The sequence below is a fragment of the Nocardia sp. CA-145437 genome (assembly GCF_050956485.1).
In the GTDB taxonomy this organism is placed as follows: Bacteria; Actinomycetota; Actinomycetes; order Mycobacteriales; family Mycobacteriaceae; genus Nocardia.
In genome coordinates this window covers 5,324,384-5,337,581 of the sequence record NZ_CP191204.1, presented here as the reverse complement: position 1 = coordinate 5,337,581, position 13,198 = coordinate 5,324,384, and the positions used below count along the sequence as shown (strand labels likewise).

The following is a 13,198-nucleotide window of genomic DNA, read 5'->3' as shown; positions in this document are numbered from 1 at the left end:
GCCCGTCGGCTACCGGTACCAGACTCCGGAATCCCAGTTGCCGTAGTCGTGGACGTCGAAGTCGTAGCGGATGTGGGCTCCCGCGGCGTAACCCTGCCAATCGGCCGAGGTGTCGCAGATCGGGTCGTCGTGGTTGCAGACGCTGAGAACCGGGACGCTCCCGAACCAATCGTCCACGCCGGAGAGGGGGTAGCCGACGAGCGAATTGCCGGGCGTCGCGGACAGCCCGCCTTCGCCGGGACCGGGGGCACGCTTGGGGTCGGCCAGGAGAATGGCGTTCGTGTTGGCGGCGTTCGGGTGCGCCGTAATCCACGCGTGCAATATCGCCGCGCCCTGACTGTGTCCAATCAAGCGAATGTGGTCGCCTGGGCATTCTGCACGGTGCGACCAGAAGAGCCGGTCGACTTCGTCGAGCGCCGCTGCCGGGGCGGCGGAACTGTAGATGATGACCCGGTCGGTATAGGGGGCGAATGCCGACTGGACGCTGTCACCACCACCGATTCCGATGGTCCAGGTCCCGGTACAGCTGTCCGCGCCAGCCTGGGGAATCATCGCGGGGGCGATGGGGAAGAGGATGGTAATCAGTAGTCCGGCGAGGAGCGCCGTTGCTCTACGCATAGTCATACCTTCTCGAACACGGCGAATCCGACTTCAGCTTACGCAAAAATGGAGTGGCCGGTGCGGTGGCCCGACCAGGGTGCGACTCGGGCTGCGGATGGGTCGGTCCGGGCGGTAATGCCGGTACCCGCGGACCCGGAATGCTGTGCGAGGCCCCTCATATATCATTCCCTCCCGCCTTGACCGAGCGAGGCTACCGGTGCAAAGTGGCTCGAGGGCAACATAATTGGGTGCCAGTAACGCGAATTACTCGAAATAGGACTGGAATTGGCAGAAGCGTTCACGTCGAATACCAGGACCGGATGGCTCGAACCGATCGCGGCATCGACGGAACGATTCATCGCGACGGTAGGTCGGCTCACCGACGATCAGGTTCACGCTGAGACATTGATCCCGCCGTGGACGCGCGGACATGTCATCACCCATGTCTGCCGCGCGGGCGACAGCTTGATGCGGCTGCTGAGTTGGGCCCGGACCGGAATCGAAGTCCCGCAATACCCGAGCATGGAAGCGCGAGCTGCTGACATCGAGGCCGGTGCTGGACGATCGGTCTCCGAACTGATGACCGATCTCGTCGACAACGGGGTTCGGTTCGCCGACGCGGTGCGCGCGTTGTCCGAAGTGGGGTGGCAGCGCCAGGTCCGTCCGCGCACCGGAGAACTGCGCACGGCGGAGACATTGATCCCGATGCGGCTGCGCGAGTTGGAGATCCACCATGTCGATCTCGACGCGGGGTATTCGTTCCCGGATATTCCTGTCGCCGCGGCTCGATGGATCCTCGACGACATCGCCGATGCCCTCGATCGGCGCGGTACGGACTGTCCCGCGCTGCGCTTGCGGGCGACCGACAGTGGGTTCGCCCGCGACCCGGGAGCTGCGGAGACCCGCGACCGGATCGGCGTCACCGGCACGCAGGCCGACCTGCTCGCCTGGCTCAGCGGCCGCGTGCCCGCTGAAAACGCCGATCTGGTGGCCGACGGCGCCGATACGATTCCGGTGGCACCGGTCTGGATCTGACCCGATCAGTAATCGAGTGCGTGCTCCGGTTGGCACACGTCGAGTGGGGAGGGGAGGTAGCGCACGATGGCGTCCAGAAGCGGGGCGGTGTCGTTGCTTCGGGGGGCGGCGCTGCACAGGATCGGGACCACGTCGCCGAGGCGGGTGAGGGAGCGGATGCGGTGGTGCAGGTGGTCGAGGGTGAGCTCGGTGGGAGTCGAGTTCTCGGTGTCCACGGTGAGGGTGCGGATCAGGGCGCGGTAGCCGTGTTCGGCGGACTTCCAATGGGGGCCGTAGATTTCGGCGGCCAGGGGTTCCAGGGCCCAGAGGGGGAGGAGGTCGATGACGCCTTCGAAGGTGGGGCCGGCGCCCAGCGGGAATTGGAGGGGCAGGGGGATGGCGCCGCGGATGTCGGCGATGGTGCGCAGGCAGCGGGGGAAGTTGGCGGAGGCGTGATCCAGGGAGGTGACGAGGCAGAGGCGCGCGACCTGGTGGTCGTCGGCGATCTGGAGGATCGTCTCCAGGCGGGGCGCGTTGGTTTCGGCGGCGTTCACGACGGCGATGACGCTGTCGGCGACGCGGATGGCGCGTTGCAGGATCGGGATGGGGGCGTGGCTGGAGACCTCGCACAGGCGGATCGTGTGATCGGCTCGGTCGGCGGACCAGCGCAGCTCGGGGGCGGGGTGGGCGGAGCCGTGCAGGCGGTGCAGCAGTCGGGTGGTGTCGGCGGGGTCGCCGATGAGCGTCACGTTGCGGATCGACTGCGGGTCAATAGCTTTGGTGGCCATCGCGGTGGGTTACTCCTCAATCCGAGGGTTCACCGTACCTCCGGGGGCGGATCGCGCGTGGGGAATTCGCCCCCAAAGTAGAACGTGTTCCTATACCGTCGGGCTTGTGCAGAAAGAACAACGCCCCGCCGTGGCCGACTGGTTCACTGCGGATGACGGTGTGGCGCGGCTGCGCGGCAGCCGCTGCAAGGAGTGCGGCACACCGTATTTCCCGAAGAACACCCTCGCCTGCCGGAACCCCCGGTGCGCGGGCCCGAAAGACGGCTCCGAGCTGGAGGACTACCTCTTCTCCACCCGTGGCCGGATCTGGTCGTACGCGGATGCCCGGTACAAGCCGCCCGCCCCGTACGTCTCGGGTGACCCGTTCGAGCCGTACGTGATCGCGGCCGTCGAGCTCGAGGTCGAGAAGATGGTCATTCTCGGACAGGTCGTGCGCGGGTTCACCGTCGACGACCTGGCCGTGGGCATGCCCGTCGAACTCGCCATCGGCACCCTGTACGAGGACGACGAGGCGGAGCACACGGTGTGGAAGTGGAGGCCGGTCAATGACTGACACGAATCGCGATATCGCCGTCCTCGGCGCGGGCATGCACCCGTGGGGCAAGTGGGGACGCAACTTCGTCGAGTACGGACTGGTCGCCGCCCGCGCCGCGCTCGCCGACGCCGGAATCAAGCACGAGGACGTCGGGTACATCGCCGGCGCGGACACCATCCGCAACGGCTACCCGGGCTTCGTCGCGGGCGCGACCTTCGCCCAGGCGCTGGGCTGGTCCGGCGCGCGCATCTCGAGCAGCTACGCCGCGTGCGCGTCCGGTGCGCAGGCCATCGCCAACGCGCGCGCCCAGATCCTGGCCGGGCTCACCGATGTGGCGCTGGTGATCGGCGCCGACACCACCCCGAAGGGCTTCTTCCAGCCGGTCGGCGGCGAACGCCGCGACGATCCGGACTGGCTGCGCTTCCACCTGCTCGGCGCGACCAACCCGATCTACTTCGCGCTGTACGCCCGCCGCCGCATGGCCTTGCACGGCGCCACGCTCGACGACTTCGCCGCGGTCAAGGTGAAGAACGCCCGCCACGGTCTGAACAACCCGTACGCGCGCTATCGCAAGGAGGTGTCGGTCGAGGAGATCGCCGCCTCGGCCATCGTCTCGGATCCGCTGCGGCTGCTGGACATCTGCGCCACCAGTGACGGCGGCGCGGCCCTGGTCCTCACCTCGATGGACTACGCGCGCAAGCACGGCATCGCCGACCCGGTCCGGATCAGCGCCCTGTCGACGGTCACCCCGGTCTTCCCGAAGACCGTGCTCGACCTGCCGGACTTCGCGACCGACTCGGCCCTGGCCGTCGAGCCGCCGCCGCACACCTTCCGGTCCTCCCTCGCGCACGCCGCGTACGAGGAGGCCGGTATGGGCCCCGAGGACCTGTCGATGGCGGAGGTCTACGACCTGTCCACCGCCCTGGAGCTGGACTGGTACGAGGACATCGGCCTGTGCGAGGTCGGTGGCGCGGAGGCGCTGCTGCGCAGCGGCGCAACCACCTTGGGCGGCCGCGTCCCGGTCAACCCCTCCGGCGGTCTGGCCTGCTTCGGCGAGGCCATCCCCGCCCAGGCCATCGCGCAGATCTGCGAGCTCACCTGGCAGCTGCGCGGGCAGGCCGACGGCCGTCAGGTGGAGAACGCCCGCGCCGGCATCGCGGTGAACCAGGGCCTGTTCGGCCACGGTTCGGCGACCATCGTGACGCGCTGAGGACCCTCGTGACGCGCTGAGTTCGAGTCCACTCCGAAAAGCCCGGGCCCAGGCCCGGGCTTTTTCGTGCCCGGGGTCGTATTGGTTGTCATCGGCAAAGATCCCGCGTCGGGTGTTCATACCGCCAACGCTGTGGTTCGCGGAAATCGTGTCGTCCCAGTGCTTCCCGGCGATTTATTCGCTAATCGGGACTATTCACAACCGCCGTCCGGGATCGACTGTGGCTGGGATACCAAACGGTCCAAAACGCCCATGTGAATTAGCGATATTTCATATGCTCTGGCCCGCGGAGTGGGACGACCGCGTCCCGCTCCGACAACCTGGATAAGAGGGACAGTTTATGAAACGAACGATTCTTGTGGGCATCGCGTCGGCGGCGCTGCTCGGGGCCGGCATCGGAACGGCTGCGGCGGACGGGATTCCGCTGACCCCGGCCGCCCCGGTGGACCTGCCCGTCACGTCCGGTTCGGCCTCGGAGCTCGGCAACGCGGTGGGCACCGGGTCGGTGGGCCTGACCGCCCTGGGCGCGAGCCTGGGCAGCGCGTTCGGCGGCGGGTACGCGGACGGTGTCCTCAGCACCCTCTCGGCGGGCATCTCCTCGCACTAGCGTCGGAGTCGCGACGGCGGTCGCGGGGCGGTCCTCGCCCCGCGACCGCCGTCGTGCGTCACGGCGACCGTTCCCCTCGTGAGGGCGACGTGGATCTCACATGCGGGTAGCCGAGGATTGTGCGACTTCGGGGCTGGATAGAGTCGACACCACGTGCAGATCGAGGAAACCCCGAGGACTTGTGTTGACTACCGACCATCTTGACCGCTGGAACGCTCACGAGGCTGCGGCGGAGGCGATGATTCCGATCATCGGCAGCTTGTATCGGGACAAGGGGGTGACGATTCTGCTGCACAGCCGGTCACTGGTGAACAAGTCGGTGATCAGCATCCTGCGGACCCACCGGTTCGCGCGGCAGATCGAGGGCGAGGAACTGTCGATCGACGAGACGCTGCCCTTCCTGGAGGCGCTGCGCTCGCTCGACCTGGGCCCCAGCAAGATCGACCTGGGCCGGCTGGTGATGGCCTACCGCGCCGACGAGCGCGGCCTGTCGGTCCCCGAGTTCACCGCCGACGTGCTCGCCGAGGTGACCGACGGCAACAAGGCCGAGGCGCAGGGCCCGCGCGATGTCGTGCTGTACGGCTTCGGCCGCATCGGCCGCCTGGTGTCGCGCCTGCTCATCGAGAAGGTCGGCTCCGGCAACGGCCTGGTCCTGCGGGCCGTCGTGGTCCGCAAGGGCGGCGAGGACGACCTGGTCAAGCGCGCGTCGCTGCTGCGCCGCGACTCGGTGCACGGCCAGTTCAACGGCACCATCAAGGTCGATGCCGAGAACAACACGATCATCGCCAACGGCAACGCCATCAAGTTCATCTACAGCAACGACCCGACCTCGATCGACTACACCGAGTACGGGATCGACAACGCGATCCTGATCGACAACACCGGCAAGTGGCGTGACCGCGCGGGCCTGGAACAGCACCTGCGCCCGGGCATCTCGAAGGTCGTGCTGACCGCGCCCGGCAAGGGCGACGTCCCGAACATCGTGCACGGGGTCAACCACCGTGAGCTGGACCTGTCGCAGACCATCTACTCCTGCGCGTCCTGCACCACCAACGCGATCGTCCCGCCGCTGAAGGCGATGGAGGACGAGTTCGGCATCGTGCGCGGCCACGTGGAGACGGTGCACTCGTTCACCAATGACCAGAACTTGCTGGACAACTACCACAGCTCCGACCGTCGCGGTCGTTCCGCGCCGTTCAACCTGGTGCTGACCGAGACCGGCGCGCAGTCCGCGGTCAAGAAGGCCATGCCGGACTTCAAGGCCAAGATCACCGGCAGCTCGATTCGCGTTCCCACCCCGGATGTCTCGGTGGCGATCCTGAACCTGCAGCTCGAGCGCGCGACCTCCAAGGACGAGGTGCTCGAGTACCTGCGCGAGATGTCGCTGTCGGGCCCGTTGAGCCGCAACCTCGATTTCACCGCGGCCACCGATGTGGTCTCGAGTGACTTCATCGGCTCGCGCGCGGCATCGATCGTGGACGCCAACGCCACCATCGTGGACGGCGACACCGCGATCCTCTACCTCTGGTACGACAACGAGTTCGGCTACTCGTGCCAGGTCGTGCGGACCGTGCAGTACATCTCGGGCATCGAGTACCCGACCTACCCGCGCGTGGGCGCGGAGAGCGTCGCGGTCGCGGCGGGCTAGTCCCCGGATGTGACGAAGGGCCCCGGCGGTGTGACCGCCGGGGCCCTTCGCTGTGTGTCGACTAGCTGACCGGTGTGACCGGCTGCCAGCACACCACGCGGGCGGGCTGCGGGGTCACGGTCGCGCCGGCCGGGATGGCGCACTGGTTGGTGTCGGTGGTGCCGTCGAAACGGCCGCCGATCTGGACGGTGATGGCGGTGCCGTTCTTGGCCGCGCAGTCGATGGGCGCGATCTGGTTGACGTCGGGCTGCATGCTGTAGCAGCTGCCCACCTTGACGTTGGGGGCGAAGCACAGCGAGCTGTTGCCATTGGTGAGTACGAAGTAGCCGGCGTCGCGCAACTTGCCGTCGGGGCAGGTGGCGCCGTTCTTCACCGAGGCGGCCAGTTCGTAGACCGCGGAGTTGTCCTCGCAGGCGGTCGGCTTGATCTTGCCGATCTGGGCGCCGCGGTAGTCGGTGGCGGTGACGCAGTTGCCCACGGCCAGTTCGGGATCCTTGGCCGAGATGGTGCCGGACTTGGTGAGGCCCGCGACGAGGCCGAGCGCCAGGATCAGGATGCCGGCGACGGCGACGATGGTGCCCGTGTGCTTGGGCAGGCCGGATGACGCGGTGGGCAGGCCGCCCTCTTCCGCTGCGACGGGGGTCGTCTTCGACCGGTTGCGCAGTACGAGCCCCACGATCAGCAGGACCACGCCGGCCGCTGGGATCAGGAGGCTGCCGGCGGAGAAGCCGGAGGAGTCGGCCGAATCTCCGGCCGCAAGGATCGCGGTCGACCCGATTTGCCCAATGAACACGTGTTTCAACCCTTCCGGTCCGGTGACGGACTCGGCAGGAAAGTACCTCGAGTGGGGTACCGGCCGGGCTGTTTTTAAATGAACTTGTTTCCGATTTTTTCGGAGTGTGCTCACTGCTGTGCGGGACCACCGAGATGATCCCGCACGGCCCCGGTCAGTGGCAGTCGTGCTTGAACGACAGCCGCTCCGACCAGCGCTGCGAGGTCGGATCGTAGGCCTGGATGTAGGAGTCGTCGCCGCCCGTGCAGGGCGCGTGGAAGCCGGACTTCGGATCCCACATCGTGGTCTGGTAGCCGAACGAGGCGCCCGCGTAGCCGTTGTGCGGCCCGGCCTTCACCGTGTAGGTGGCCAGCCGGGTGCCGTTGTTCCGATTCACGATCAGCGTGACCGTCCCGGTGTTGAAGTGATCACCGTTGATCTTGAACTGTGCTCCGGCATCGGAGACCGCGGTGCACACGTCGCCGTCGCATTTGTTGCCCGCGGTGTAGGTGGTCAGCCAGATGTTCAGCGATGCCTTGCGGGCGGCCGCCGCGGCATTGTCGTCCTTGGCCTGCTGCCGCACGGCCGGGGTGACGCAGGCGACGTCACCGGTGTAGGCCTCCCGCCAGACGTACCCGTTCACACAGGTATTGGGCCCGTACGCGCCGCCGCCCGCCTTCCGGGCCGCGGCCGCGGCATTGTCGGCCCGCGCCTGATCCCGGGTGCCGGGGCTGACGCACACGTGGTCGGCCGAGTTGGCCTCCCGCCACACATAGCCTTCCTGGCAGGTGTCGGGCCCGTAGTCGCCGCCCGCGTTGGCGACGGTGAGGCTGCCGAACAATCCGAAACTGGCGGAACCGACGACGGCCGCTGCGAGTGCGGCGCGGGCGGCGGTACGGGCGTGGGTGGCGATCATCGGTGCGGTTCCTTCGTATTCGAGGGGCGAGTACACCGAGAATGCGGGCGGCTACCAACGAACGACCAACGACGAACTCATGGCCGCGAACGGCCGGTGGCCAGCAGCAGCAACTCGCCGATCGGCGCTCGCACCGGAAGGCCGCCGCCCGCACTCCATGCGGTGTCGGTCGCGATGAGCCGTTGCCGGGCCAAGGTCTCGCGAATCCCGAAAGTGCCCGCCGCGCAGATCCGATCGAGCGACACCCGGGCCGCGTCGACCGGGGATGTCGCGCGGGATGCCGCGGGGCCTTCGCGGATTTGGTCACCGCGGTCGGGGATCCCGGCCTGTATCAGGAGGTTTCGCGGCAGCTGTGGCGGTCGGGCCAGGAGCGCATCACGCATCGGCGGGCGCTGCTGGACGGTGTCGCGTGTCCGGCGCAATCGATTCCGACGAACGGACCCTGCGCTACTGGAGCCTGACCGCAGAAGTGACGGTGCCCTGACGACCGGCGCCGCGCAGCAATGGCTGCACGGCGCGTTGGAACGATCGGTGGGTGGTGGGCCGGAGTAGCTGGTCCGGCCCACCGGAACCGCCAGGGATCAGGGCGTTTCGCCCGCGGTCTCGGCCAGCCAGTTGCGGAGCCAGATGGTGGCGGTGGTGCCGTTGCTGTCGACGACGTACCGCGGATACGACTGGTGCACGCCCGAGTCCAGGAAGTCCTGGACCTGTTTGATCCACTGCTCGCCCGCCGGGTTGTCGCCCGGCGCGTTGATGATGGCGGTGCCGCCCTGGACCAGCGCCTCGGACAGGATGGACTGGAAGGTCATCGCATAGCTGGGAATCTGGACCGGGTCCTGGGCTGTGAGCTGGGTGAGCAGCCCGGCCGAGCGGCCCGCCAGGTCGTCGGTGGGGACCGAGCAGTACAGGTCGCCCGCCGCGCAGAAGGTGCGGACCCGCGGGCTGAGCCAGCCGAAGCCGCCCGCCCGCGCGCCGCCCGCGCCGGTGCCGGCCACATGGGGGCCGATCAGGGCGTCGGTGGGGGAGCGGCGCGGATCGGAGACCAGTCCGACGGCGGCCACCCGATCGGGCGGGACGACACCGAGGCCGGTGCCGATCTCGGAGGCCAGGTCGCCCGCCGCGTCCGCGCCCTGGCTGTAGCCGATCAGCGCGAAACGTGTTGCCGCGCACCGGGCGGCCATGGCGGCGATGAGCCCGCGGGCATTGCTCACGGCCTCGTGCTTGGAGCGGCCGTAGACCTCGCCGTCCCAGGGGAAGGCGGTGGCCGGATAGCTGACGTAGTCGGTGCGCACGGAGCCGGGCAGGCCGCGCGTGACTTGGGAGAGCATGCCCTGTTTCGGATCGTCGACAGAGGTTTCCCAGGTGCCGGGGACGGCGATCACATTGAGGTTGGGGCAATCCGCCGGCGCGGCCTGTGCGCCGGGTGCGCCAGTGGCCGTGAGGATTCCGGCCGCGGTCGCCACCGCCGCGAGCGCGCTGCTCGCCGTTCTGAAGGCTCGGGTTACTCGAATGGACAAAGTCCACACCCCTTGTTCGAATCGTTCGGACGATTTCTCCACCGCATGGTCGGTGCCGGGGCGGCACGTCGAGCAGAACATACCAAAGGTGGGGGCCGGTCTCGAGACTGATTGCGCGGGAAACGCCGAGAACCGGACGGATGGGATAAATTGACACCTGTTCCCATTGTCCGGCGTGGCGGCGCGCGGGCGAAATCCAATTCCATTGTGCCGCGCCGATTTCACCGAGGTTAATTCGCGGGCCGGTAGCCGATTCCCCATTGCTATCAATCGACGCGCCGCCCGGCGGGTCGGACTCCAGGCCGATTATGTGGGAGTATTCCGTCCGGGAGAAGTTCTGGCAGTGGTCGCGGACGCTGAGCCGTCGATTCGCTACGGGGCAGGAGGGAACCGGCGGATATGAGTATCCGGGCAACGAATATCGGGGAACATCAGGGCATCACGCTGCCCACATTCGGTGATGTGTTGCGGCGGTTGCGCGACCAGCGCGGACTTTCCCGGGAGCGGCTGGCATTCTCGGCCGGGGTCAGCGCCAGTTATGTCACGCAGTTGGAGAAGGGTGGGAAAGTCAAGCCCGCCCAGGCCGTGGTCGACGCGCTCGTCCGATGCATGAATCAGCGGAATCCGTTGTCGGACACCGAGCGCCGCTATCTCTACGATTTGGCCGGGCTCACCGGCTCGGGATATCCGACGGTCGCGGAGTTGAGGAGATCGATCAGCGCCGACGCGCTGCGCATGCTCGCCATGCACCGGCCCAAGCTGGCCGCGTTCTACGACACCCGGGGCAATGTGCTGGCCGGGAACATCGAATGGGCGCAGGCATTTCCGGGGTTGGCCGAGAACGGGAATCTGTACCGGTGGATGTTCGCCGATCCGGCGGCCCGGCGGGTGATGGCCGATTGGGAGGCCGACGTGCGGAAGTCGGTGAGCTGGCTGCGCGGGAGTGTCGGCTCGCTGACGGATCCCACCGTGTTCGGTGATCTCATGCGCGAACTCGGCGAGTTCGCGGAGTTCCGGCGGTTCTGGTCCACCGGTGACGTCGGGTTCGCCCCGCCCGTGCGGACCATGCGGTTGCGTGATCGGGGCACGGGCGAGCTGAAGCTGTACCGGATCCAGGTGGGCATACTGGATTCCGTGGCGCATCCCGGACTCATCGTCGCCACGGTCGGGCTGCCCACTGGTTCGGCTAGTTGATCGGGGTCAGGATCACGACCGGGATTTCGCGCTCGGTCCACGCCTGGTAGGTGTCGAAGTCGGCGTAGGCCTCCACCAGTCGCGGCCAGAGCCGGGCGCGCTGCTCGGCGTCGGCGGTGTGGGCGCGCACCGCGAACCGGTCGCGGCCGATCTGGATGTGGGTGTCCGGGTTCGCGCGCAGATTGCGGTACCACTGCGGGTGCTTCGGCAGTCCGCCCTGCGAGGCCACCACGATGGTGTCCGTGCCGTCGCCGATGTACAGCAGCGGGACCGTGTAGACGGCGCCGGACTTGCGGCCGCGGTGTTCGAGCAGCAGCGTCGGCACCGGTTTGCGGAAGCCCGCGCCGATGCGCCATTTCCCGCCGATCCGGCCGCCGGTGCGCCGGTAGATCCAGACCTGCGCGCGGCCGGTGTATTTGAAGATCTTGGGCAGGACCGGGGAGTCGAGTTGCGGGGGCCGCGGCGGGGTGGTGGTCATGGGATTCCTTTCACGCCCCTCGACCATACAGTCAGCACCATGTGTATGGTCAAGGCGTGCGTACGCATGGATGGTCCGGATCAGCGCCCGCCGACGACGCGGAGGCCGTCGACCGCATCGTGGCCGCCGCCCGCCGCGCCATCGACCGCTCCGGCGACGAGTTCAGCATCGCGGAGGTGGCCCGCGACCTCGGCGTCACCCGGCAGACGGTGTACCGCTATTTCCCCAGTGCGGAAACGCTTTTGACGGCGACCGCCATCGCGCAAACGGAACATTTCCTGGACGTGCTGGCCGAGCGGCTGGTCGAGATTCGCGATCCGGCGACCGCGGTCGTGGAGGGCATCGCCTACACCCTGGAACGCCTGCCGGAGGAGAAATACCTCGGCCTGCTGTTGCGTCCGGGGCGGGCCAGCGCCTTCTCGGCGGGCGTAACGTCCGATACCGCACGATCTTTCGGGCGTTCATTGCTGGAACGCTTCTCGGTCGATTGGGCGGGCGCGGGGATCTCCGACAGTGATCTGGACGAACTCGTCGAGCACATGCTGCGCATCGTGCAGTCGTTCGTCATCGATCCGGGCCGCCCGCCGCGCCGGGGCGCGGAGCTACGCGACTATCTCTCGAAGTGGGTCGCGCCCGCACTGCTGTAGGGAAACCCCGGGGCCTAGCCTGCCCCGGGGTCTCGGTGGCCGCCCAATTGCGGCACGCCGACACGGTGGAGAACGGGTTGAGTCTGAAGTTAACGTGACGCTCTGCGATTGAGCTACAGCCCATTGGTGGCTGGGCCGGCAGGAGTTGAACCCGCAACCTTCACGCTGACAAGCCGTTCCTTCGATTCGGCGTTCGGCGGCGAATACTGAAACTGGAGCGATAGTGTGAGTTTGAAGGCGCGGTGCCTCTGCCGGTTGGGCTATCCCGCCGTGAGTGGCGGGAGGAGGATTCGAACCTCCACTGGGCCGCTGTGCCTGTCACAGTTGAACTTCTGTTTCAGCTTGCGCTCCTTGCGCACTGCCGACTGTAGTCGCCGCCCCGCTACTCAGCCAAACAAATATCCGAAGATGTTCTCGCCCAGCTTGCGCTGGGTGACTTCGGCGTTGTTGGCCTCCTCGCGCGCGAATTTCACCGCGTGCTGGAGCTTTTCGACGCGCTCGACGAGCTCGTTGACGCGTTTGGCGGGCAGCGCGCCGGAGAACCGGATGGTCCGCCAATAGCCGACCACCACGTCCTCGTGATACACCTCGACCTGCGCCGGATGCTTGTCCGTCGCTTCGGCTTTCACGTGGTTGCGCGGAATCTTCTTGGTGCGCACCGTCTGTACCGGCTCGGTCGCGTAGCAGTCCGCGGCGGCGTCGTACTCCCACGACTCGGCGGCGTCCAGCACCGGCAGCTTGCGGACGAAGGTGTGCAGGTCCACCAGCTGCTTCTCCAGGAACAGCAGGTAGGTGATGGGCGCGTTCTCGACCAGGGTGCGGCCGTCGACGACCACGTCGGCGGTGGCGGCGCAGTTCGCCCAATCCTTGGTGGCCACCACATCGAACAGTTTGGTCAGGATTTCCGCCGTGGAGTGCAGGACTTCCTCGGATCTCACCTGGACGCGCGTCGACTCGGGCGGCAGCTGCTCGCCCTCCTCGTCCTTGGGGCGGTAGGTACGCGAAATACCGCTCAGCAACGGGTTTTTGGCCAGCTTGTGATGGGCCTCGGTGAGCTCGGAGAAGGTGCGGGACTTGATCCCTTTCTCGACGGCGACAATCTGATTCAAACGTGTCATTCGGGCACTGTATCGGTGGATCGTTCTTGTCGGCCAGGTGTTTTCGGCCCGCGCATCGGTGGTGGCGGTCGGTGCTGGACGGTGTGGTCTGTGAGTCCGACGCGGTCCGCTGCGACGTCGCGGTCGGGTACGGATGCTGCTCGCCCGCGCCCGG

General features: G+C 67.4%; 15 protein-coding genes. 7 read left to right on the top strand and 8 right to left on the bottom strand.

Annotated elements, in window-relative coordinates:
- Positions 1–9: 9 nt before the first annotated feature.
- A complete protein-coding gene (locus ACQPYY_RS24895) occupies positions 10–618 on the bottom strand; it encodes a cutinase family protein (RefSeq protein WP_379095256.1) in 609 nt (202 codons plus the stop codon).
- A gap of 267 nt (positions 619–885) precedes the next feature.
- Here ACQPYY_RS24895 and ACQPYY_RS24890 point away from each other — a divergent pair, with 267 nt between their 5' ends.
- Positions 886–1,635 carry a maleylpyruvate isomerase family mycothiol-dependent enzyme gene (locus ACQPYY_RS24890; RefSeq protein ID WP_433591195.1) on the top strand — a complete coding sequence of 250 codons (750 nt, stop codon included), beginning with the start codon at positions 886–888 and terminating at the stop codon, positions 1,633–1,635.
- Positions 1,636–1,640: 5 nt separating this feature from the next.
- Here the strand turns inward: ACQPYY_RS24890 and ACQPYY_RS24885 are convergent, their stop codons facing one another.
- Positions 1,641–2,402 carry a GTP-binding protein gene (locus ACQPYY_RS24885; protein WP_433591194.1) on the bottom strand — a complete coding sequence of 254 codons (762 nt, stop codon included), beginning with the start codon at positions 2,400–2,402 and terminating at the stop codon, positions 1,641–1,643.
- A 106-nt stretch (positions 2,403–2,508) separates the two neighbouring features.
- Here ACQPYY_RS24885 and ACQPYY_RS24880 point away from each other — a divergent pair, with 106 nt between their 5' ends.
- The 4 genes from ACQPYY_RS24880 (at position 2,509) to ACQPYY_RS24865 (ending at position 6,402) form a co-directional block, all read left to right on the top strand.
- A complete protein-coding gene (locus ACQPYY_RS24880; protein WP_433591193.1) occupies positions 2,509–2,955 on the top strand; it encodes a Zn-ribbon domain-containing OB-fold protein in 447 nt (148 codons plus the stop codon).
- The gene (locus ACQPYY_RS24875; protein WP_433591192.1) at positions 2,948–4,147 is read left to right on the top strand and encodes a lipid-transfer protein; all 1,200 of its coding nucleotides are present in this window, start codon (positions 2,948–2,950) and stop codon (positions 4,145–4,147) included. The genes ACQPYY_RS24880 and ACQPYY_RS24875 overlap by 8 nt, the downstream gene beginning before the upstream one ends.
- Positions 4,148–4,487: 340 nt before the next feature.
- Positions 4,488–4,754, top strand: coding sequence for a hypothetical protein (locus ACQPYY_RS24870; protein ID WP_357278285.1), 267 nt, complete (start codon positions 4,488–4,490; stop codon positions 4,752–4,754).
- Positions 4,755–4,938: 184 nt separating this feature from the next.
- Positions 4,939–6,402 carry a glyceraldehyde-3-phosphate dehydrogenase gene (locus ACQPYY_RS24865; RefSeq protein ID WP_433591191.1) on the top strand — a complete coding sequence of 488 codons (1,464 nt, stop codon included), beginning with the start codon at positions 4,939–4,941 and terminating at the stop codon, positions 6,400–6,402.
- Positions 6,403–6,463: 61 nt separating this feature from the next.
- On the opposite strand, the gene ACQPYY_RS24860 is transcribed toward ACQPYY_RS24865, so the two are convergent.
- The 4 genes from ACQPYY_RS24860 to ACQPYY_RS24845 all read right to left on the bottom strand — a co-directional run bounded on the left by ACQPYY_RS24860 (position 6,464) and on the right by ACQPYY_RS24845 (position 9,607).
- Complete coding sequence (locus ACQPYY_RS24860; RefSeq protein WP_379095273.1) at positions 6,464–7,195, bottom strand: hypothetical protein; 732 nt, start codon at positions 7,193–7,195, stop codon at positions 6,464–6,466.
- 154 nt (positions 7,196–7,349) lie between these two features.
- On the bottom strand, positions 7,350–8,090 hold the full coding sequence (locus ACQPYY_RS24855; protein ID WP_433591190.1) for a hypothetical protein: 741 nt from the start codon (positions 8,088–8,090) through the stop codon (positions 7,350–7,352).
- 77 nt (positions 8,091–8,167) lie between these two features.
- On the bottom strand, positions 8,168–8,473 hold the full coding sequence (locus ACQPYY_RS24850) for a hypothetical protein (RefSeq protein ID WP_433591189.1): 306 nt from the start codon (positions 8,471–8,473) through the stop codon (positions 8,168–8,170).
- A 198-nt stretch (positions 8,474–8,671) separates the two neighbouring features.
- Positions 8,672–9,607, bottom strand: a complete 936-nt coding sequence (locus ACQPYY_RS24845; protein WP_433591188.1) for a cutinase family protein — start codon at positions 9,605–9,607, stop codon at positions 8,672–8,674.
- 399 nt (positions 9,608–10,006) lie between these two features.
- Between ACQPYY_RS24845 and ACQPYY_RS24840 the strand changes: the two genes are divergently transcribed.
- The gene (locus ACQPYY_RS24840) at positions 10,007–10,801 is read left to right on the top strand and encodes a helix-turn-helix domain-containing protein (RefSeq protein ID WP_433591187.1); all 795 of its coding nucleotides are present in this window, start codon (positions 10,007–10,009) and stop codon (positions 10,799–10,801) included.
- On the opposite strand, the gene ACQPYY_RS24835 is transcribed toward ACQPYY_RS24840, so the two are convergent.
- The gene (locus tag ACQPYY_RS24835) at positions 10,794–11,279 is read right to left on the bottom strand and encodes a nitroreductase family deazaflavin-dependent oxidoreductase (protein ID WP_433591186.1); all 486 of its coding nucleotides are present in this window, start codon (positions 11,277–11,279) and stop codon (positions 10,794–10,796) included. The two genes, ACQPYY_RS24840 and ACQPYY_RS24835, sit on opposite strands and share 8 nt — an antisense overlap.
- A 56-nt stretch (positions 11,280–11,335) precedes the next feature.
- Here ACQPYY_RS24835 and ACQPYY_RS24830 point away from each other — a divergent pair, with 56 nt between their 5' ends.
- Positions 11,336–11,926 (top strand): TetR/AcrR family transcriptional regulator, encoded by a 591-nt coding sequence (locus tag ACQPYY_RS24830; protein ID WP_433591185.1) that lies wholly within the window; start codon positions 11,336–11,338, stop codon positions 11,924–11,926.
- Positions 11,927–12,312: 386 nt separating this feature from the next.
- Here ACQPYY_RS24830 and ACQPYY_RS24825 read toward each other — a convergent pair whose 3' ends face one another.
- Entirely contained in the window at positions 12,313–13,044 is a 732-nt protein-coding gene (locus ACQPYY_RS24825) for a hypothetical protein (RefSeq protein ID WP_433591184.1), read from the bottom strand.
- Between the last annotated feature and the right edge of the window lie 154 nt (positions 13,045–13,198).